The following is a 19,401-nucleotide window of genomic DNA, read 5'->3' as shown; positions in this document are numbered from 1 at the left end:
GGATACACCTGTTCCCATCTCGAACACAGAAGTTAAGCTCCTAAACGTCGAAGGTACTAGTACATCTCGTACTGGGAGAATAGAAAACAGCCAAACAAATTAAAATCACTCGAAAGAGTGATTTTTTTGTTGTGTATTATTGTATAAGAAAAGTATTTAATATATAATTAATGTATTATATATTTAGAAAGAGGGTTTTTAATGAATTCATACTTTATGAAAAAGAATTTGATTGATTATGTTAAATTAATTATTTTAGTTATAATGTTTATGTTTTGTCTTATATTTAAAGCATCTATTAGAGATTATATTTTACTTGTTGTTTTATTATTAATTGAATATGCTTTTAAAATTGGATTTAATTATATTAATTCTATAAGTTATACAATTTCAGATAAATTTTATAAAAATTTATTTAAAATTTTGAGTATAATAAATTTTGAATTTGATTTCTTATTTGTGTATATATTTTTTGATTCGTTGTTTGAAATTAATATTAAATATTTTATAGGAATTCTGTTTACACTTTTGATTATTAGTATATTTATTTTTTCGTATTTAATTTCTTTAAATTTAAAATATGAAATTTTAACATTTAGAATTGCCAATGAATCAGATAGAGAAAGTATTTTAGAAATATATATTGAAGGCTCAAATGCATTAAAAGAGGATGGAGTTGATCAATGGCAAGATGAGTATGTTCCAAGTTTTAAAGATATTGATGAACATTTAGGAATTGATTTATATGTTTTAGAGTATCATAAAAGAGTTGTATCTACTGCATGTTTGGTTGAAGGTATAGATGAAGATTATGAAAATATAAAAGGAAAATGGAATACTTCTATCCCTTATATTAGTATTCATAAGGTAGCAACTTCAAATGCGTACAAAAAGCAATATTTTGCAAAAAAGATGATGTGTTATGTTGAAAATTTTGCATTAAGAAAGAAATCTGATTTAAGAATTGATACACATAAGGACAATATAAAGATGAAGAATTTTATTATATCTTGTGGTTATAAATATGCTGGAGAAGTGGTTTTACAAGGAAAACTTGAAAGACTTGCTTATGATAAAAAAGTAGTGTGAGTTTAATGTATAAAAAATTGTAAAAGGTATTATATGTATAATAAAACAAGTTCACGTCATAGTACTTACTATAAGAATTCTCTCAACACGTCATCTCGAGCGAAGTCGAGAGATCTCACTACTATTATTTGTTTGCAAATAATAGTAAGTCCTGTAAAGGACTTATATAAAAATATTATACTATTTTAAACGAAAAAAAGGTTAGAGAATTAAAAAACTCTAACCTTTTGTTATATACTAATGAGTTGCTCCGCCTTCTACCTTGATATCTTCTTTGTTTTCAACGATAGCTTCGATTGCATATTCTAATCCTTTTGCAATCATTTCTAAAGGCATTGATGGCATATTTCTCTTATCCACAACTTGTTCCGGTAAAAATGGAATATGGATAAATCCTGTTCTCATATTCGGATATTTTGTCTTTGCAAGATGTGCCATTCCGTAGCAAACATGGTTACAAACGAATGTTCCAGCTGTGTTTGAAACAGATGCAGGAATTTTATTGTCAATCATTTTTTGTACCATAGCTTTGATAGGGATAGTAACAAGATAAGCATCTGGACCATCTTCAGCTATTTTTTCGTCTATTGGTTGATTTCCTTCATTATCTTTAATTCTGAAATCATCCATATTAATTCCAACTCTTTCAACAGTTATATCAGGTCTTCCGCCAGCTTGTCCAACATTTATAACAACATCTGGTTTTTCAGCTTCTATAACTTCTTCAAGTCTTTTTAGACTCTTTCTAGCAACAGTTGGAATTTCTAATTTAATAATTTGAGCTCCTTTAATTTCATCTGGTAATAATTTTACAGATTCAATTGCAGGATTAACTTTTTCTCCACCAAATGGATCAAATCCACTAACTAATATTTTCATTTAATCATCTCCTAAAATGCCATTACTAACATAAGTACGATATGAACTAAAATCATTGCAAGAGCCATTGGGGCCTGTTTCTTGATTATTGCATATTTATCCTTATTTTCTAATATTGCAGCAGGAACTATATTGAAGTTTGCAGCCATTGGAGTTAATAATGTACCACAGTACCCACAAGTCATACCTAGGGCACCAACTACAGCAGGGTTTCCGCCTTGAGCGATTACAAATGGAATACCTATACCAATTGTTATTACAGTAAATGCAGCAAATGCGTTACCCATAATCATAGTAAAGATTACCATTCCTAAACAGTAAGCTACAACACCGGCAACTCTTCCGCCGCCACCTACAACACCACCAGCAAGTTCTCCAATTATATTACCAACACCAGCTGCTTCAAATACGATACCTAAAGCACCTAAAAGTTGTGGTAATAAGCTTGAAGCTCCAACGTGCATTAAAAGTCTTGTTGTATCTTCTTTTGTATCTTTAAGTTTTGCTTTAGTTATAAGAACTACAAGAATTAAAGCTATTAATGAAGAAACTCCAAGAACTTGAGCAGTTGTAAATCCAAAAATAATATTTTTACCTTTTGCATCAGTTCCAATAACTATATTGAATGATCTAACTTGTGACATAAAGAATCCAAGTCCAGCCATTACTAATGCAGGAATAAATATTTTCCAGCCAATTTTGTCAGCATTCTTTCTTCTTTCTTCGTCAGTAGGTGGATTAAATTCTCCAATTTTAACTTGATTTGTAAGAGTTAAAATACCACAAATAACAAGTAAAGCTCCAACGATAGCTCCACCAGATTCTGGTAAGTATTTAACTAAGAATCCACCACAAGCGAATATTATACCAACTAAAAACCAAAATAAGAATGTACCAATTCTTGCTTCCTTATTTTTCAAACCTCTAAAAGCTGTTAAAATTGAAATTAATCCACAAAGAATATACATAAATTCGTCAATAAAAAATTTATTACTATTTATCCAATTTAGCATCTTTTTCACCAACCTTTCTAAGTTTAATTTCAAATAAGAAGCATTGTACAACTGATAATAAAATCATTGCAATACCTGCAAATAATGAATAGTAAGCAATTTGAGCTCCAGTTACATTATATCCCTTATCATTAAGTGTAGATGCGATAAGTAATACACCTGATGCAACAGGGAATACATTTTGTCCGAAGAAGTTACCATAGTTTTCTACAGCTCCAGCTAACGCTTTTAAATCTTCAAGTTTAGTTTCTGTAAGATCTACAGTCTTAGTTGCAGCTCCCTCAGCCATAGGTAAAATTAAAGGTCTAACAAATTGTACATGACCACCTAGACGTAAAGAGAAAATAGCCGCTAACCAACGAATGAATAAGTATAACCAGATAACTAAACCAGCGCTAGCACCTTTGATTTTCTTAATTCCGTCTGCAGCTTTTTCTTTAAGACCGTATCTTTCCATGATACCTATAACTACAAGTGTTGTAAAGAATAAACTCATATATCTATTTTCGATAAATCCTTTACCAATAATATCCAAAATTTCTACAATTCCTTTTCCACCGGCAAGACCTGTTGCAACACCTGAAATTAATACAACAGAAATTACATCAAGTTTAAGTACAAAACCAACAACAATAATTACAATACCGATTAAAACTAAATAATTTTGCATATATTCCTCCTATAAATTTATTTTTATTACCTATTTTCAAAAAAAGAACTTTCTTTGTACAAAAAATAACAAATTCTTAAGTATGTATAAGTAATCACATATAGTATACCATAAATTAAGATCTTTTTAAATAGCTATATAGCTGTATTTTGCAATATATTAACATAAATATTAATAAAAAATTTCTATAAATTTCTTGTTACAAAATAAAAAAATAGCAGATAAAATTAGCTGTTTTAAACAAGTTTTAAATATATTATTCAAATTCTTTTTTATTAATAAGAAAATATAATTTATATAGATATTTTTTCCGAAATACGCATAAAATTTGACAATATTATTACATTCATGTATAATAGTAATATATTTACGTTATGTGGTGAATATATTGCTATTACAGCATAAAGGCTTTTGATTTATAAATATAGATAAATGAGTTTTTATGCGTTTTGTGGTGTTTATATTTAATTATAAGCATAAATTTCTATTTTGCGAAGGAGGATTTATGATTTATTTTGATAATGCAGCTACTACAAAAAATAAACCGGCTGAAGTTATTGATGCAGTTATTGATGCACTAAAAACCTTTGGAAATTCCTCTCGAGGAGTTTATGAAGAGAGTCTAAGTGCTGATAGAGTTGTTTTTGATACAAGAAAGAAATTAGCAAAAATGTTTAATGTTGGTAATTCTCGTCAAGTAGTTTTCACAAAAAATGCTACAGAAAGTTTAAATATTGCAATTAATGGATTGTTTTCAGAAAAAGATCATATAATAACTTCCGTTGCCGAACATAATTCAGTTTTAAGACCAATTAATTATTTAAGAGCAAAGGGAGCAGAAGTAAGTTATATAAATGTATTTGAAAATGGAGTTCTTAATTTAGATGAGCTTTCAAAATTAGTAAAAGCAAATACAAAGGGGATAGTTTTAACACATGCATCAAATGTTACAGGTAATATAACTGATATAAGAAAAGTTGGAGATTTTTGTAGAGAAAATAATCTTATTTTTGTTGTTGATGCATCACAAACTGCTGGAGCTTTCAATATTGATATGAAAGAAATGAATATTGATGTACTTTGCTTTACAGGACATAAATCTATGCTTGCACCTCAGGGAGTTGGTGTGCTTTGCGTTAGAGAAGAAATTTACATAAGACCTCTAATTGTTGGAGGTAGCGGAACTCATAGCTATGATGAGTTTCAACCTGATAAAATGCCTACAAGACTTGAAGCTGGAACACTAAATGCACATGGAATTGCAGGATTACATGTATCTATTGAATATATTTTAAGAAATAAGATGGAAAATTTAACGAAAAGAGCATTGGAGCTTTCAAGAAAATTTTATGATGGAGTAAGTAAATTACCGGAAGTAAAAATTTATGGAGATTTTGAAACAGAATATAGAGCGCCAATAGTTTCTTTAAATATTTCAGATATGGATTCTTCAGAAGTAAGTAGTATGTTATATGAAGAGTTTAAAATTTCAACAAGACCAGGAGCTCATTGTGCACCTCTTATACATAAAGCGCTAGGGACTGTTAAACAAGGTATGGTTAGATTTAGCTTTTCTCATTCAAATTCTGATGAAGAGATTGAGCTTGCTATAAACGCGATTAAAAAAATTATTGATGATAGGAGGTAATCATATGCGTTTTTTTAACACAAAAAAAGGATTGTTTACATTAGGCATTATTGCAGGTTTGGGAGCAGCATTACTTGCATATTTAGGCAATCCAAAAAATATGGCTTTCTGTATAGCTTGTTTTATCAGAGATACTGCAGGAGCTATGAAGTTCCACAATGCGGAAGTGGTTCAATATTTTAGACCAGAAATTGTAGGAATTATTATTGGTTCATTTTTAATTTCAATATTCACTAAAGAATACAGATCAACAGCTGGTTCTTCACCAGTTATAAGATTTTTCTTAGGTGTAATAATGATGGTATGTGCTCTAGTATTCTTAGGATGTCCTTTAAGAATGATCTTAAGAATGTCAGCAGGAGATATTAGTGCATATGTAGGACTTGTAGGATTTGTTGCAGGTATTGCTACTGGTGCTTATTTCTTAAGAAAAGGCTTCAGTTTAGGAAGAGCTTATACAACCAAAAAAGAAAATGGGTATGCTTTCCCATTAGTTGTAGCAGTTCTATTTGCTTTAGTTATAGCAGTTCCTTCACTTTATGCATTTAGCCAAAAAGGTCCAGGAAGTGTTCATGCAATTTGGTATGCTTCACTTGGAGTAGGTCTTTTATTTGGTGTAATTGCTCAAAAAAGTAGAATGTGTTTTGCTGGTTCAATAAGAGATATTATCTTACTAAAAGATTTTAGATTATTCTCAGTAGTTAGTGGTATTTTTATAGTTATGTTAGTTTATAATTTAGCAACAAACAACTTTAAATTCGTTCCTTTTGGTCCGATAGCTCATGCTCAAACAGTTTGGAATATCTTATCAATGTATGCAGTAGGATTCTGTGCTGTATTACTTGGTGGTTGTCCTTTAAGACAATTAGTTCTTGCTGGAACAGGATCATCAGATTCAGTTATCACAGTTCTAGGAATGTTTGTTGGAGCAGCTTTAGCTCATAACTTTAAATTAGCTGGTGGTTCAGCAGCAGTTGAAAATGCAGCAAAAGGAATTAAGGCTGCAGCAGGTGGTCCAGGATTAAATGGACAAATATTTGTTGTTGCTTCAATATTTGTTTTATTTATCATAGCTTTCTTAGGATTAAAGAAAGAAAAAACTAGATAAGATTTAAGGAGATTGATATGAAAGAATTAGACGTTAGAGGATTATCTTGTCCAGAACCAGTTTTAATTTTACAAGATGCTCTTAAAGAAAATAAAGAAGAAACATACAAAGTATTAGCTAGCGAAGCTCATGTAGTAAAAAATATTACTCATTATGCAACTAGTCAAGGTAAAAAAGTTTCTGTAAAAGAAGTTGACTTAGACTATGAAATAACGGTTGAATAATGAAAGAAACTAAGCTGTATATAACATTTTATACTTCTGCAGAGGCAATGGCAACTGAAAGTGCATGTAAAGAAAATAATATTCAAGGAAAACTTGTACCAGTTCCAAGAGTTCTATCAGCAGGATGTGGAATTGCATGGGAATGTAGTCCAGAGCTTAAAGATCAAATATTAGAACTTTTAAAAACAGAAGATATAGAATGGGAAGAATGTAAGGAATTATAAAAATGAATATTTTTTTATAATTTAATATCTAAAAACTTTATAAAAGTCATCTTGGAATTCAAGATGACTTTTTTGATTAAAAAATAAATCATTTACTGAAATAATTATGAGTTTTTTTATGTAAAATTTTGGATTTTTTGTCAAAAATATGTTAAAATAAAGCTTGTATGAATGGAGGAAGTATGGGCTTAAGATTTTGTCCGCTTTTTAGTGGAAGTGATGGAAATTGTTGCTTTTTAGAAGTTGATAATAGAAGATATTTAATAGATGCGGGTTTTAGTGGAAAGAAAATTGAAAGCAATCTTAAAATTTTAGGAATTGATCCAAGTACAATTGATTTAATATTTTTAACTCATGAACATATTGACCATATTAGAGGAGCGGGAGTTCTTTCTAGACGTTATGATATTAAGATTTGTAGTAATGTTGAAACTTTAAGAGCTGGAGCATCAAAATTAGGTAAAATTAAAGATGAAAATATTGTTGTTATCGGCACTGAAAAGAAGCACAGATTTTCTCTTTTTGATTTATATACCTTAGAAATTTCACATGATTGTGCTAGAGGAATGGGATTTGTATTTAATACTGACTATGGAAAAGTTAGTCTTTTGACTGATACAGGAATAATTACAAATCATATGAAAGATAAAATTAAAGGTTCAAAGATTTTTTATTTTGAAGCAAATCATGATTTAGATATGCTTAAGAATGGTCCTTATGATTATAATTTAAAACAGAGAATATTAGGAGATTTTGGACATATTTCAAATGTTACAAGTGGAAATGTATTATCAGAAGTTGTAACTGATAAATGTAAAAAAGTATATCTTGGTCATTTAAGTGAAACAAATAATGAAGAAAAACTTGCTTATGACGAAGTTTTTGGAATACTAAATAAAGAAAATCTAATACAATATACAAATTTAGAAGTTGCAAAGAGATTTGACAATAGCAGTATAACGGAAGTGTAATATGAATATTAAAATTTTATGTGTTGGAAAGCTCTCTGAAAAGTTTTTTAAAGATGCTTGTGAAGAGTATAAAAAAAGAATTTCTGCCTTTTCAAAAATAGAAATAATAGAAATTCCTGAAGAAAAAATTATGACACAAACACCAAGTAAATTGGAAATTGAAAATGTATTAAAAAAAGAAGAGGGAAGAATTCTAGGAAAAATTTCTGATTCTGATTTTGTAATAACTCTTGAAATTCTAGGAAAATCAATAGATAGTGAAGATTTTTCGAAATTTTTAGAGGAAAAAATGAATGACGGAAATTCGAAATTTATTTTCGTGATTGGTGGAAGTTTCGGACTTGGAGATGAAATAAAACAAAGAAGTAATTTTAAACTCTCTTTTTCAAAATTCACACTCCCACACCAACTATTTAGAGTCGTTTTATTGGAACAAATTTACAGAGCTTTTAAAATTATGAATAATCAAATATATCATAAATAGGAGAAATATGGAAAATAAGGAAATAAAAGATATAATGGAAAATAGAGAGAATAATTTACAGGCGACTTGTCCTGTTCTTTTTCCTGAAAATGAAAGAGCTGATTTAAAAGATATTGAAAGGTCGTTGATTAAGAGATATAGAAAAAATGTATGGTCAAAATTTGTTAAGGCGATTAAAGAATATAATTTAATAGAAGATGGAGATAAGATTGCAGTTGCGATTTCAGGGGGAAAAGATAGCTTGATAATGGCAAAACTCTTTCAAGAGCTTAAAAAGAATGGAAAAGATAATTTTGAACTTGAATTTATAGCAATGGATCCGGGTTATCATCCGTCCATAAAAGAGTTACTTTTAGAAAATGCAAAATATCTTGAAATTCCTCTTACATACTATCCAGCAGATATTTTTGCAGTTGCAGATAAAATTGCAGGAGATTATCCCTGCTATATGTGTGCAAGAATGAGAAGAGGGTCACTCTATGCAAAAGCTAAAGAACTTGGTTGTAATAAATTGGCATTAGGTCATCATTTTAATGATGTTATTGAAACTACAATGCTAAACTTATTATGTGCAGGAAGTTTTAAGACAATGCCGCCTAAACTAAAAGCGAAAAACTTTGAAGATATGGAAATAATAAGACCATTATATCTTATAGAAGAAGAATATATAATAAGATGGATGAAGTCAACGGGACTTATGCCTTTAAACTGTGCTTGTATGGTTGCGGCTAAAAAAATTGGAAATAAAAGATATCAGATAAAAGACTTAATTGAAAATTTGAAAAAAGACTTTAAAAATGTAGATAGTTCAATTTTTAGAGCAGCTGAAAATGTAAATATCAACTTACTATTGGGATATGAAATTAATGGACGTAAAGTCGATTTCAACGAAAAATACGAAAACGACAATCCATTTTATGATTAATTAAATAAAAGTATTTAAACAGTGAATTTTTTAATTCGCTGTTTTTTTATGTGAATTTTTAATGTATCTTCGATACATTCACTTTTGTTGCAAACAAAAGTGTGAGATTTCCACAGTCGATTGTATTCAAATCAAAGATTTGAACAATCTTTGCGTCAGACCTACTATTGCTTGTAAACAAGCAAAGTTAGGGCTAGATTCACTACGCTCGAGATGACGTATAGGAGAATATCAAAGTTTAAGTGCTAGACGTTAGTAGTAAACAAACTTCAAAAAATACTTAAAAGTATAAATATCAGAAAAAAAAAACAATTTAATAAAAGGTAATTATAAATATGTTGTATAAAAAAATAGTTCACGTCATATTACTTTGCAAAGAAAAGCCACCAACACGTCATCTTGAGCGCAGTGTAACGGAGTCGAAAGATCTCAATTATTGTTTGTTTACAAACAATAATATTTCTGAAAGAAATATAAAAATTATATAAAATTACTATATCTTGTTGACATATGATATTATACGTTGTATAATATATGTAACTTAATAATAATTATGAAAGGAGTAGTTATGTTTTCGATTCAAGGAGAAATACTAGACTTTTGTGTTTTGGCAATAGTTAACAGAAGTGACACCTATGGTTATGAAATTACTCAGAAACTTATGGCTACCATTGAAATTTCAGAGTCAACTCTCTATCCTGTTTTGAGAAGGCTTTTAAAAAACGGTCTCTTGGAAAGTTATGATGTCGCTTTTGATGGTAGGAACAGAAGATATTATCGTATAACCGGGGCAGGTCGAGATGTTTTAAATTTTAATAAAGAAAAATGGAATATATATGTTAAGCATGTAAATCAAATTGTTGGAGGTAATGATGAATAGAAGAACTTTTATGCGAAAACTTATGTCTTATCTAAAAAATATATCTAGTACAGAAAGACAGAATGTAGAGAATTTTTATAATGAAATGTTTGATGAACAAGGAATAGGTCTTGATGATGAAGTTCCTAAAAGTTTTGGAAATCCAAGAAAAATTGCTATGGAAATTTTAGCAGAAGATATTGAAATAGAAGAAGAGAGAAATGAAAGAAATGGAAAGAAAAATGGAAGCTTTTGGAAAAAGTTCTCTCTTTTTGGGCTTGGAATTTTATCTTTTCCAATATTACCATTATTAGTTCCAATTTTTGTAATTTGTAGTCTTTTCTTGGTGTTTTGGATTGCATATTTGGTTGTGAGATTAATAATTTCTTTAATTACTTTGCCGTTTTCAATTATTTTTAGTTTAGAGTCAGTTCTTGCTTGGGGCGTGAAGATTATAGGATTTATTATTTTATTGTATATTTTTGTATGGTTGATAAAAGGACTATATAAAATGTTGATTAAGGATATTTCTAAAAATCCAGATAAATATACAAAAAAATATGTTAGAGTTAATTATCGATCTAGTAAAGATGAAGATTATGAAATTTATGAGGAGGACGAAATGGACTATTCAAATGAAAATATGGATACTTTTTTTGAGGGTATTGATAATATAGAAATTGATTTAAATGCTTTAAGTGTGAAATTTGAAATAAGTGAAGATGAATTGGTAAGAGTGAAATCAAAAAAATTAAAAAGAACTAAATTATATTGTGAGAAAAATAAAAACAAACTAAAAATTTATAATAGGGGTTTAGTTGGTCATGTTGATGATAATGGAATAATAGTTGATAGTGATTTTATTAAAGATTCTTATCTTACTATTTATGTTCCAGAGGATATTTCAATTTCAGGAGAAATAAATGCTACAAATCTCAAAATCAACGGATTGGAACTTGAAAACTTCAATTTACAAGTAAATGCAGGAAATGTAAATATAAACAATCTTGAAGTTAAAAACTTCGGTGTTGAAGTAAATGCAGGAAATGTTAAAGGAGAAGTTGAATACGAAGATATGTTTGAACTTAATGTAAATGCAGGGAATGCTACACTTGATGTTGAAAAAATGTATGGAGAGATTGAATACGAGTATAATGTTGGCATGGGAAGTGTTAGAATTTTTGGGGAATCTTTTATGGGATTTGGAAAACAAGGAAGAAAAAACAGAAATTCAGATGTTAATATGAGGATTGAATGTCAAGCGGGAAAAGTTACTATAAGATAGATTGCTAGTTCTTTAATTAAAAATATATTTATGTTATAATTGTCTTGTTGAAATTTTTATATTAGGAGGAAGGTTATGTTAAATAAAAGTGCATGGTTACAAATTGAAGATGCAGAAAAAGATTTAGTTTTTAGTTTTTCAGAAGACTACAAAAAGTTTTTATCAGTTTCAAAAACTGAAAGACTTGCATGTTCAGAAATTATCCGTCAAGCTAAAGAACATGGATTTAGAGATTTAGAAGAACTTTTTAAGTCTGGAGAAAAATTCAAAGCAGGAGATAAATTCTATTTAAACCATAAAAATAAATCAGTAGCTTTATTTGTAATGGGAACTGAACCATTAGAAAATGGATTAAATATTGTTGGAGCACATATTGATAGCCCACGTTTAGATGTTAAACAAAATCCTTTGTATGAAGCAAATAATTTAACAAAAATGAAAACTCACTACTATGGTGGAGTTAAATTATATCAATATGCTACAATCCCTCTAGCAATTCATGGAGTTATCTATAATTCAGCTGGAGAAAAAATAGAAGTACACATTGGTGAAGATAAGGATGATCCAGTATTTTGTGTAACAGACTTATTAATTCACTTATCTAAAAATCAAATGGCAAAAACAGCTCGTGAAGCTCTTGTTGGAGAACAAATGAATATCCTTATAGGAAATATTCCTTTAAAAGATACTGAAAAAGATGCTGTTAAAGAAAACATTCTAAAATTAATAAAAGAAAAATATAATTTTGAAGAAGAAGATTTCAGAGTTGCTGAACTAGAAATCGTACCTGCTGGAGAAGCTAGAGACTTAGGACTTGATAGATCAATGGTTATCGGATATGGTCAAGATGATAGAGTTTGTGCTTTCACAACAATGCGTGCTATTTTTGAAATCGAAAATCCAAAGAGAACAGCTTGTGGATTATTCATGGACAAAGAAGAAATTGGTTCAATGGGTAATACAGGTATGGCTTCATATTTCTGGGAAAATACAATGACTGAACTTGTTAATTTAGAAGGAGATTTTTGCCAACTTAAAGTTAATCGTTCATTAAAAAATTCAAAAGTATTATCAGCTGACGTTGCAGCAGGATTAGATCCTGATTTCCCTGAAGTTTGTGAATCAATGAATGCAGCTGTAATAGGCTCAGGTATTTCAATTTGCAAATATACTGGAAGTGGTGGAAAATTTGGTTCAAGCGATGCTAATGCTGAATTTTTAGCAGAAGTTAGAAATGTATTTAAAGAACATAATGTTGTATGGCAAACTGCAGAACTTGGTAAAGTTGACCAAGGTGGTGGCGGAACAATCGCATTACTTCTTGCAAAATATGGGGCAGAAGTTTTAGATGCTGGTCCTGCTACATTAAGTATGCACTCACCATATGAAGTTACAAGTAAAGTAGATATTTATATGAGTTACAAAGCATATAAGGCATTTATGTTATAATAAATTACACCTACAGATATTAATCTAGTAGGTGTTTTTTTATCTCTTGGTATATATTATTGAATAGAATTACGATAGTCAAAAAAATCTTTAAATTATTTTGTTAAAATAACTTGACAAGATTTCTTTGTAGAGTTATAATAAGCTTGTAAAAGGATATAATTCAAAAACCTTATAATTACTCTGTAATTATTAATTATTTTTGAGTTATTAAATATTCTTAAAGGAGGTTTTTTATGAAGGCTGTAGTTGTTAACAAAGAAGGTACTGGTGTTGAAGTAGTTGAGAGAGAAATTAGAAAACCAGGTTATGGAGAAGCATTAATTGACATTGAATACTGCGGTGTTTGTCATACTGACTTACATGTTGCAAAAGGTGATTTTGGGAAAGTTCCAGGACGTGTATTAGGACATGAAGGAATTGGTATTGTAAAAGAACTTGGCGAAGGTGTTAAATCCTTAAAAGTTGGCGATAGAGTAAGTGTTGCATGGTTCTTTGAAGGTTGTGGATACTGTGAATACTGTAATACTGGAAAAGAAACGCTTTGTAGAACTGTTAAAAATGCAGGATATTCTGTTGACGGTGCAATGGCAACTCAATGTATTGTAACTGCTGATTATGCTGTTAAAGTTCCTGATGGACTAGATCCAGCTCAAGCAAGTAGTATTACTTGTGCAGGTGTAACTTGCTATGCAGCTATAAAAGCTGCTAAACTAAAACCAGGTCAATGGATTGTTATATACGGTGCAGGTGGTCTTGGAAACCTAGCAGTTCAATATGCTAAAAAAGTTTTTAATGCTCATGTTGTTGCTGTAGATATTAACGACGATAAACTTGCTCTTGCTAAAGAATGTGGAGCTGATATTGTTATTAATGGACTTAAAGAAAATCCAGTTGAAGTAATTAAAGAAAAAACAGGTGGTTGTCATTCAGCAGTTGTTACTGCAGTTTCAAAAGTAGCTTTCAACCAAGCTATTGATTCTGTTAGAGCAGCAGGTATAGTTGTAGCTGTTGGATTACCTTCAGAAACTATGGACGTATCTATTGTTAAAACTGTTCTTGACGGTATTGAAATTATTGGTTCTCTTGTAGGAACAAGAAAAGACTTAGAAGAAGCTTTCCAATTTGGTGCTGAAGGTTTAGTTGTTCCAGTTGTTAAAAAACGTCCAATAGAAGATGCTCCAGCAATTTTCAAAGAAATGGAAGATGGAGTAATTACAGGTCGTATGGTTATTGATATGAAAATGTAAGAAATAAAGAATTAAAAAAGAGGCATAAGCCTCTTTTTTTGTAGGTAAATTGTTAAGTCAAGTGCAACATTTAATATAAGTTTCAAAACAATTCTTTGTTAGGTGTTTTAAAATTTATACATTTTCTAGGTCTATTATTAAGCCTTGATTGTACTAACTCTAATTCTTCTTCATTCACTTGAGATAAATCCATCCCCTTTGGATAATATTCTCTTAGAAGTCCATTTGTATTTTCATTTGTTCCTTTTTGCCAAGCACAATATGGATCACAAAAATATGTTTTACATTCTAATTTTTCTTCTATTTTCAAGTATCCTGAAAATTCTTTTCCTCTATCAAAGGTTATTGTTTTTACCATTTCTTTTGGTAAATCTCCTAAAGCATCTATAACCGCTCTTGTAACATTCTTTTCTGTTCTATCTGGTAGTAAAATGACCTTACAATATCTTGATTTTCTTTCTACTAATGTTAAAAAACAATATTTACTTTTTCTCTTGAGGTCAAATCTTACAGATTCTACTGTGTCTCCTTCCCAATGCCCATAATCTATTCTTTAAAGATAGAAGAACAGAAGTTTAACGTTTTTGGAAAAGAAGTTCAAGTTTATTTCAGTGTCACTAGAACAACAAGTTTATCCATTGAAAAGCCACCACTAGCGTTATCATCGTAAGTTGTTTTCTTACATTTTGATAAATTTTTGAGAAAGTTGATTAATATTTTAGACTAAAGGGTATATAATTTACAATTGTGGAGGTGAACACATGAAAAAAGAAGAAAAAACAAGACTACGAAGAGAGAAAATCATTACAGCTGCTTTGTTTGAATTTGCTACAAAAGGCTATCAAGTTTTTGTAATCAATGAACTTTGTAAAGTGGATGGTATTTCCAAAGGAGTTTTGTATCATAATTTTTCAGGGAAATCATACCTCTATCTAACTTGTATTCAGGAGAGTTTTGAGAAAGCTTTGGCAGTGTTTCTAGGGGTGGATGGTCAAGTGCCCTCTTTAGCTGATTATATGGAAAGATGTCACCAATTTTATCAGCAATACCCAGAACATAGCCACATTTTCTTTGAGGCAATGATTGCGACACCAGAAGAATTGGAAGCAGACATAGCACCCCAGAAAGCTATCTTTTTGGACTTGAATGAACAAGTTTGTCAAAAACTTATATCAGAATCCAAACTGAAAGAGCATATTGATGAGAAGCGAGCTATGGCCTATCTGCGATTGATTCAGGATATGTTTCGCTCCTATTATTTAACTGTTTCGTAAGATAGCAGTTTGCCTGACTTGGTTTCAGGATATGAACGTCAATTATCACAAGTACTGGATATGATGATTTATGGAATACTAGAGGAAGAGTCCTCTAAGAAAGGAGAAAAATAATGTCGAAAAATTGGAAATGGTTGTTATTAATCGCGGGTATTTTTGCAGTTTTGACAGGTTTTAATATGATTGCATATCCTGCTGTTAGCTTGGCTTCCATGACTTTCTTGTTTGCGCTTGTATTTGTAGTTCAAGGGATTTCTGAGATTGTACAATACTTCAAATCAGAAGAAAAGCATGGCTGGAATTTATTTGGGGGAATTGTTACCCTTATCCTCGCTCTTACTTTGTTCTCAGGTAGCTTTATTGAAATGGTATTTTTTGTACCATATATCATTTCTATCTGGGCCTTAACAAATGGTATTACAAAAACTATCGTTGGTTTCAAGGTTCGTAAGATTGATAAATCGGTAGGTAATCCTCTAGTTTGGATGGGGATTTTAGGAATCGTAGTAGGTTTAATCATGATGGGACACCCATTGATGACTAGTATATTCATTAGTTACAACATTGCCTTTGTCTTTATTTATCAAGGTATTGTGGCTATTGCTCAATTTTTCAAGATTAAATAAGAAAAAAAGACTCTTTATCAACTGTAGTGGGTTGATAAAAAGTTACAACCTGGAGAGGACCAAATTGGTTCTCTCCTTTTTGGTATTCAAAGCAATGAGAATTCTAGTTTTAAAATTTTCAAGGACTAAACCCATCCATAATAATAATTTTCACCTGACAGCGAATAGCTCTATCGTATCTAATAAAGTGATTTCGGATAACGCTTGTGTTCTGCCCTCAAGAACAGTGATGATATTTAGCTTTTCAAAATCTTGAGCAATAAAGATCATCTTTCCCTTAGTAAAGGAGTACTCGTCCCAGGACATAATCTTTTGTAGATGTGAAAAATCATGCTCAAAGTGGAAGTTGATGTGGTTTTAACATTTTCTAAACTACTCCCTTGATATATTTGTTCTGGAGACCATTGTTATAATATTTTGGCTTCTATATATTTTATCGAATTGTGATCAAATTTAGAATTTCTTTTATATTCTATTCTTCTTTTTTCATATTTCTTTTGAGCGACTATTGGAAAATACCTCTTAAAAGATGAATTTTTATTATTAGTTTTAATTTTGTTTCTATTAATTTCTCTTGAAATTGTACTAGGATACCTCTTAATTGCTTTTGCTATTTACCTTATACTCATTCCTAAATTTAAAAATTGGTATATACAACTTCTTTCAAATATGGTAATATGTTTGTAACCCATAGAGTAATCCTACTGTTAATTGTTAGTTTAATCACCTATATTTTAACATAGATTCTCTATGAGTTTTTTGTTGCACTTAATATGATAAATTATCTGTACAAAAATTTATATTACAATTAAATCTTCATTTTAGCAATAAATATATTCCGTTTACTATATTGTGATATAGCATAATTGTTAAAAACATCAATATATTTTTGCTTTTTTATGAAAACGATATGCAAAAATTATTTAATCTAAACTTTTTAGGTTTTTAGCTATATTTATATAATTTTATTGAAATTAAAGAAAATATATGAAAATGTTTGAAAAAACCATAAAAATATTTGTTTTTGTGATTTTAATCACTGACTGAAACTTATGTTGGGTATATACTATTTATATAGAAACCAAAAATATTTACATAATGAAAAAATAGAGGAGATGATTTTATGGACGCATGGAGAGGTTTTAAAAAAGGAAACTGGAGTGAAAATATCGACACTAGAGATTTCATTCAACTAAATTATACACCTTATGAAGGAGATGAAAGTTTCTTAGCTGAACCAACAGAAAGAACTAAAAACTTATGGAAAAAAGCTGAAGACTTAATTTTAGAAGAAGTTAGAACAAAAACTGTTAAAGTTGATACTACAAGAGTTTCTGGAATTAACAATTTTCCAGCTGGATATTTAGATAAAGAAAATGAATTAATCGTAGGTTTTCAAACTAACGAACCAATGAAGAGAATCGTAAATCCTTACGGCGGATACAGAATGGTTACTAACTCTTTAGATGCTTATGGATTAAAGATGGATCCAACAATTGAAAAATATTTCAATGAATTCAGAAAAACTCATAACCAAGGAGTATTTGACGCTTATACTTCTCAAATGAGAAAAGCTAGAACAGTTGGTCTTTTAACAGGTCTTCCAGATGCTTATGGACGTGGAAGAATTATAGGAGATTACAGAAGAGTTGCTCTTTATGGAATTGATAGATTAAGAGAAGATAAATTAAATGAATTCAAAAAATTAGAGAGTGAATTAGCTTCAGAAGATATAATTAGACTTAGAGAAGAACTTTCTGAACAATACAGAGCTTTAGATGAAATGAAGAAAATGGCTTTGGAATATGGATATGATATTTCTGTTCCAGCTAAAAATGCTAAAGAAGCTATTCAATGGTTATACTTTGCTTACTTAGCAGCTGTTAAAGAAAATAATGGAGCTGCAATGAGCCTTGGTAGAAATGGTGGTTTCTTAGATATCTACATCAAGAGAGATATTGATGAAGGAACTTTAACAGAAAGTGAAGCTCAAGAATTAATCGATCAATTCGTTATGAAACTTAGAATGATGAGACATTTAAGAACTCCTGAATATGATGATTTATTCGCTGGAGATCCTACTTGGGTTACTGAATCTCTAGGTGGTATGGGAATTGATGGTAGAACATTAGTTACTAAGACAGCTTTTAGAATTTTACACACTTTAACTAATTTAGACTCTTCACCAGAACCAAATATGACTGTTCTTTGGAGTTTAGATTTACCAGAAGGCTGGAAAAATTATTGCTCAAAAATGAGTATTCAAACAGGTTCATTACAATATGAAAATGATGATGCAATGAGACCAGTTCATGGAGATGACTATGCAATAGCTTGTTGTGTATCTTCAATGGTAATTGGTAAACAAATGCAATTCTTTGGAGCTAGAGCAAATCTTGCAAAATCACTTCTTTACGCTATTAACGGTGGTGTAGATGAAATGAAGAGAGCAAAAGATGGTTCTTTAATCAAAGTTTTAGATGGTATTGAACCAATTAAAGATGAAGTTTTAGATTTTGACAAAGTTTATGCTAACTACAAACTAGTTTTAGAAAAAGTTGCAAAACTTTATGTAAATACAATGAATACAATTCACTACATGCATGATAAATATGCTTATGAAGCTGGACAAATGGCTTTACATGATACATTTGTTCATAGATATATGGCATTTGGTGTAGCTGGTATTTCAATCGTAGCTGACTCATTAAGTGCAATTAAATATGCAAAAGTTAAACCAATAAGAGATGAAAATGGATTAGCTATTGATTTTGAAATTGAAGGAGATTTCCCAACTTATGGAAATGATGATGACAGAGTTGACTCATTAGCAGTAGAAGTTATCGAAGGATTCATGAATGAACTTAGAAAAACTCCTACTTACAGAAATTCTGAACATACACTTTCAATCTTAACTATAACTTCAAACGTAGTTTATGGTAAGAAAACTGGAACAACTCCTGACGGAAGAAAGAAAGGCGAACCATTCGCACCAGGAGCTAACCCAATGCATGGAAGAGATAAGACAGGTGCAATTGCATCACTTAACTCAGTTGCAAAAATTCCTTTTGCAGGATGTTGTCAAGACGGTATTTCAAATACATTCTCAATAGTTCCAACAGCATTAGGAAAGAGTGAAGATGAAAGAAAAGTTAATTTAACAAACTTGATGGACGGTTATTTTGAACAATTAGCATTCCATTTGAATGTTAACGTACTTGATAGAGCGACATTAATGGACGCTTATGAACATCCAGAAAAATATCCAAACTTAACAATTCGTGTTTCTGGATATGCAGTTAGATTTAACAGATTAACTAAAGAACAACAAATGGAAGTAATTCACAGAACATTCCATGAAGGTTGTTAATAAGTTGCTAATTAGATAAATAAAACAAAGCAGGATGTCCTGCTTTGTTTTTT

Annotated in this window: 19 protein-coding genes, 1 rRNA gene and 1 pseudogene; 16 read left to right on the top strand and 5 right to left on the bottom strand. The window is 30.1% G+C overall.

Annotated elements, in window-relative coordinates:
- Both rrf and LW893_RS07095 read left to right on the top strand, forming a co-directional pair.
- Positions 1 to 96 (top strand): 5S ribosomal RNA (rrf, locus tag LW893_RS07100); the annotation flags it as partial.
- Positions 97 to 201: 105 nt separating this feature from the next.
- The gene (locus LW893_RS07095) at positions 202 to 1,089 is read left to right on the top strand and encodes a GNAT family N-acetyltransferase (protein WP_233056580.1); all 888 of its coding nucleotides are present in this window, start codon (positions 202 to 204) and stop codon (positions 1,087 to 1,089) included.
- 237 nt (positions 1,090 to 1,326) lie between these two features.
- On the opposite strand, the gene pcp is transcribed toward LW893_RS07095, so the two are convergent.
- The 3 genes from pcp to LW893_RS07080 are packed head-to-tail and all read right to left on the bottom strand — an operon-like array spanning position 1,327 to position 3,651.
- A complete protein-coding gene (gene pcp / locus LW893_RS07090; protein WP_233056579.1) occupies positions 1,327 to 1,968 on the bottom strand; it encodes a pyroglutamyl-peptidase I in 642 nt (213 codons plus the stop codon).
- 11 nt (positions 1,969 to 1,979) lie between these two features.
- Positions 1,980 to 2,981 carry a DUF979 domain-containing protein gene (locus LW893_RS07085; RefSeq protein ID WP_233056578.1) on the bottom strand — a complete coding sequence of 334 codons (1,002 nt, stop codon included), beginning with the start codon at positions 2,979 to 2,981 and terminating at the stop codon, positions 1,980 to 1,982.
- Positions 2,962 to 3,651 carry a DUF969 domain-containing protein gene (locus LW893_RS07080; protein ID WP_233056577.1) on the bottom strand — a complete coding sequence of 230 codons (690 nt, stop codon included), beginning with the start codon at positions 3,649 to 3,651 and terminating at the stop codon, positions 2,962 to 2,964. Before LW893_RS07080 ends, LW893_RS07085 begins: the two co-directional genes overlap by 20 nt.
- 505 nt (positions 3,652 to 4,156) lie before the next feature.
- Here LW893_RS07080 and LW893_RS07075 point away from each other — a divergent pair.
- The 11 genes from LW893_RS07075 to adhP all read left to right on the top strand — a co-directional run bounded on the left by LW893_RS07075 (position 4,157) and on the right by adhP (position 14,078).
- Positions 4,157 to 5,299 (top strand): aminotransferase class V-fold PLP-dependent enzyme, encoded by a 1,143-nt coding sequence (locus tag LW893_RS07075; RefSeq protein WP_233056576.1) that lies wholly within the window; start codon positions 4,157 to 4,159, stop codon positions 5,297 to 5,299.
- A 4-nt stretch (positions 5,300 to 5,303) separates the two neighbouring features.
- Positions 5,304 to 6,407 carry a YedE family putative selenium transporter gene (gene yedE, locus LW893_RS07070; RefSeq protein ID WP_233056575.1) on the top strand — a complete coding sequence of 368 codons (1,104 nt, stop codon included), beginning with the start codon at positions 5,304 to 5,306 and terminating at the stop codon, positions 6,405 to 6,407.
- A gap of 17 nt (positions 6,408 to 6,424) precedes the next feature.
- On the top strand, positions 6,425 to 6,631 hold the full coding sequence (locus tag LW893_RS07065) for a sulfurtransferase TusA family protein (RefSeq protein ID WP_233056574.1): 207 nt from the start codon (positions 6,425 to 6,427) through the stop codon (positions 6,629 to 6,631).
- A complete protein-coding gene (locus tag LW893_RS07060; RefSeq protein ID WP_233056573.1) occupies positions 6,631 to 6,855 on the top strand; it encodes a DUF3343 domain-containing protein in 225 nt (74 codons plus the stop codon). Before LW893_RS07065 ends, LW893_RS07060 begins: the two co-directional genes overlap by 1 nt.
- 182 nt (positions 6,856 to 7,037) lie before the next feature.
- Complete coding sequence (locus LW893_RS07055; protein WP_233056572.1) at positions 7,038 to 7,826, top strand: MBL fold metallo-hydrolase; 789 nt, start codon at positions 7,038 to 7,040, stop codon at positions 7,824 to 7,826.
- A gap of 1 nt (position 7,827) precedes the next feature.
- Positions 7,828 to 8,310, top strand: a complete 483-nt coding sequence (rlmH, locus tag LW893_RS07050) for a 23S rRNA (pseudouridine(1915)-N(3))-methyltransferase RlmH (RefSeq protein ID WP_233056571.1) — start codon at positions 7,828 to 7,830, stop codon at positions 8,308 to 8,310.
- A 7-nt stretch (positions 8,311 to 8,317) separates the two neighbouring features.
- A complete protein-coding gene (locus tag LW893_RS07045; protein WP_233056570.1) occupies positions 8,318 to 9,235 on the top strand; it encodes a tRNA 2-thiocytidine biosynthesis TtcA family protein in 918 nt (305 codons plus the stop codon).
- 568 nt (positions 9,236 to 9,803) lie between these two features.
- On the top strand, positions 9,804 to 10,115 hold the full coding sequence (locus tag LW893_RS07040; RefSeq protein WP_233056569.1) for a PadR family transcriptional regulator: 312 nt from the start codon (positions 9,804 to 9,806) through the stop codon (positions 10,113 to 10,115).
- Entirely contained in the window at positions 10,108 to 11,379 is a 1,272-nt protein-coding gene (locus LW893_RS07035) for a DUF4097 family beta strand repeat-containing protein (RefSeq protein ID WP_233056568.1), read from the top strand. Before LW893_RS07040 ends, LW893_RS07035 begins: the two co-directional genes overlap by 8 nt.
- Before the next feature lie 75 nt (positions 11,380 to 11,454).
- Complete coding sequence (locus tag LW893_RS07030) at positions 11,455 to 12,828, top strand: aminopeptidase (RefSeq protein ID WP_233056567.1); 1,374 nt, start codon at positions 11,455 to 11,457, stop codon at positions 12,826 to 12,828.
- A gap of 236 nt (positions 12,829 to 13,064) precedes the next feature.
- Entirely contained in the window at positions 13,065 to 14,078 is a 1,014-nt protein-coding gene (adhP, locus tag LW893_RS07025; protein WP_233056566.1) for an alcohol dehydrogenase AdhP, read from the top strand.
- Positions 14,079 to 14,160: 82 nt separating this feature from the next.
- On the opposite strand, the gene LW893_RS07020 is transcribed toward adhP, so the two are convergent.
- Positions 14,161 to 14,628: an IS30 family transposase gene (locus LW893_RS07020; RefSeq protein WP_233056586.1), complete on the bottom strand. Its 468-nt coding sequence runs from the start codon at positions 14,626 to 14,628 to the stop codon at positions 14,161 to 14,163.
- A 211-nt stretch (positions 14,629 to 14,839) separates the two neighbouring features.
- Between LW893_RS07020 and LW893_RS07015 the strand changes: the two genes are divergently transcribed.
- Positions 14,840 to 15,352, top strand: a complete 513-nt coding sequence (locus LW893_RS07015) for a TetR/AcrR family transcriptional regulator (RefSeq protein WP_233056565.1) — start codon at positions 14,840 to 14,842, stop codon at positions 15,350 to 15,352.
- Positions 15,353 to 15,465: 113 nt separating this feature from the next.
- Positions 15,466 to 15,978 carry an HdeD family acid-resistance protein gene (locus LW893_RS07010; protein WP_233056564.1) on the top strand — a complete coding sequence of 171 codons (513 nt, stop codon included), beginning with the start codon at positions 15,466 to 15,468 and terminating at the stop codon, positions 15,976 to 15,978.
- Positions 15,979 to 16,099: 121 nt separating this feature from the next.
- On the opposite strand, the pseudogene LW893_RS07005 reads toward LW893_RS07010, so the two are convergent.
- Positions 16,100 to 16,326: pseudogene (locus LW893_RS07005) on the bottom strand (transposase); the annotation flags it as partial.
- Positions 16,327 to 17,101: 775 nt separating this feature from the next.
- On the opposite strand from LW893_RS07005, the gene pflB reads away from it, so the two are divergent.
- Complete coding sequence (pflB, locus tag LW893_RS07000) at positions 17,102 to 19,348, top strand: formate C-acetyltransferase (RefSeq protein WP_233056563.1); 2,247 nt, start codon at positions 17,102 to 17,104, stop codon at positions 19,346 to 19,348.
- Positions 19,349 to 19,401 lie beyond the last annotated feature (53 nt).

It is taken from the genome of Parvimonas micra (assembly GCF_021300775.1).
Taxonomy (GTDB): Bacteria; Bacillota; Clostridia; order Tissierellales; family Peptoniphilaceae; genus Parvimonas.
This window is presented reverse-complemented; position numbering and strand designations above follow the sequence as displayed.

Coding starts and splice junctions, on each gene's coding strand:
- LW893_RS07065 (WP_233056574.1), top strand. CDS start 6,425: ATGAAAGAATTAGACGTTAGAGGATTATCTTGTCCAGAACCAGTTTTA.
- LW893_RS07060 (WP_233056573.1), top strand. CDS start 6,631: ATGAAAGAAACTAAGCTGTATATAACATTTTATACTTCTGCAGAGGCA.
- LW893_RS07010 (WP_233056564.1), top strand. CDS start 15,466: ATGTCGAAAAATTGGAAATGGTTGTTATTAATCGCGGGTATTTTTGCA.
- LW893_RS07080 (WP_233056577.1), bottom strand. CDS start 3,651: ATGCAAAATTATTTAGTTTTAATCGGTATTGTAATTATTGTTGTTGGT.
- LW893_RS07015 (WP_233056565.1), top strand. CDS start 14,840: ATGAAAAAAGAAGAAAAAACAAGACTACGAAGAGAGAAAATCATTACA.
- LW893_RS07095 (WP_233056580.1), top strand. CDS start 202: ATGAATTCATACTTTATGAAAAAGAATTTGATTGATTATGTTAAATTA.
- LW893_RS07055 (WP_233056572.1), top strand. CDS start 7,038: ATGGGCTTAAGATTTTGTCCGCTTTTTAGTGGAAGTGATGGAAATTGT.
- LW893_RS07085 (WP_233056578.1), bottom strand. CDS start 2,981: ATGCTAAATTGGATAAATAGTAATAAATTTTTTATTGACGAATTTATG.
- LW893_RS07030 (WP_233056567.1), top strand. CDS start 11,455: ATGTTAAATAAAAGTGCATGGTTACAAATTGAAGATGCAGAAAAAGAT.
- adhP (WP_233056566.1), top strand. CDS start 13,065: ATGAAGGCTGTAGTTGTTAACAAAGAAGGTACTGGTGTTGAAGTAGTT.
- LW893_RS07045 (WP_233056570.1), top strand. CDS start 8,318: ATGGAAAATAAGGAAATAAAAGATATAATGGAAAATAGAGAGAATAAT.
- LW893_RS07040 (WP_233056569.1), top strand. CDS start 9,804: ATGTTTTCGATTCAAGGAGAAATACTAGACTTTTGTGTTTTGGCAATA.
- rlmH (WP_233056571.1), top strand. CDS start 7,828: ATGAATATTAAAATTTTATGTGTTGGAAAGCTCTCTGAAAAGTTTTTT.
- LW893_RS07075 (WP_233056576.1), top strand. CDS start 4,157: ATGATTTATTTTGATAATGCAGCTACTACAAAAAATAAACCGGCTGAA.
- LW893_RS07035 (WP_233056568.1), top strand. CDS start 10,108: ATGAATAGAAGAACTTTTATGCGAAAACTTATGTCTTATCTAAAAAAT.
- yedE (WP_233056575.1), top strand. CDS start 5,304: ATGCGTTTTTTTAACACAAAAAAAGGATTGTTTACATTAGGCATTATT.
- pflB (WP_233056563.1), top strand. CDS start 17,102: ATGGACGCATGGAGAGGTTTTAAAAAAGGAAACTGGAGTGAAAATATC.
- pcp (WP_233056579.1), bottom strand. CDS start 1,968: ATGAAAATATTAGTTAGTGGATTTGATCCATTTGGTGGAGAAAAAGTT.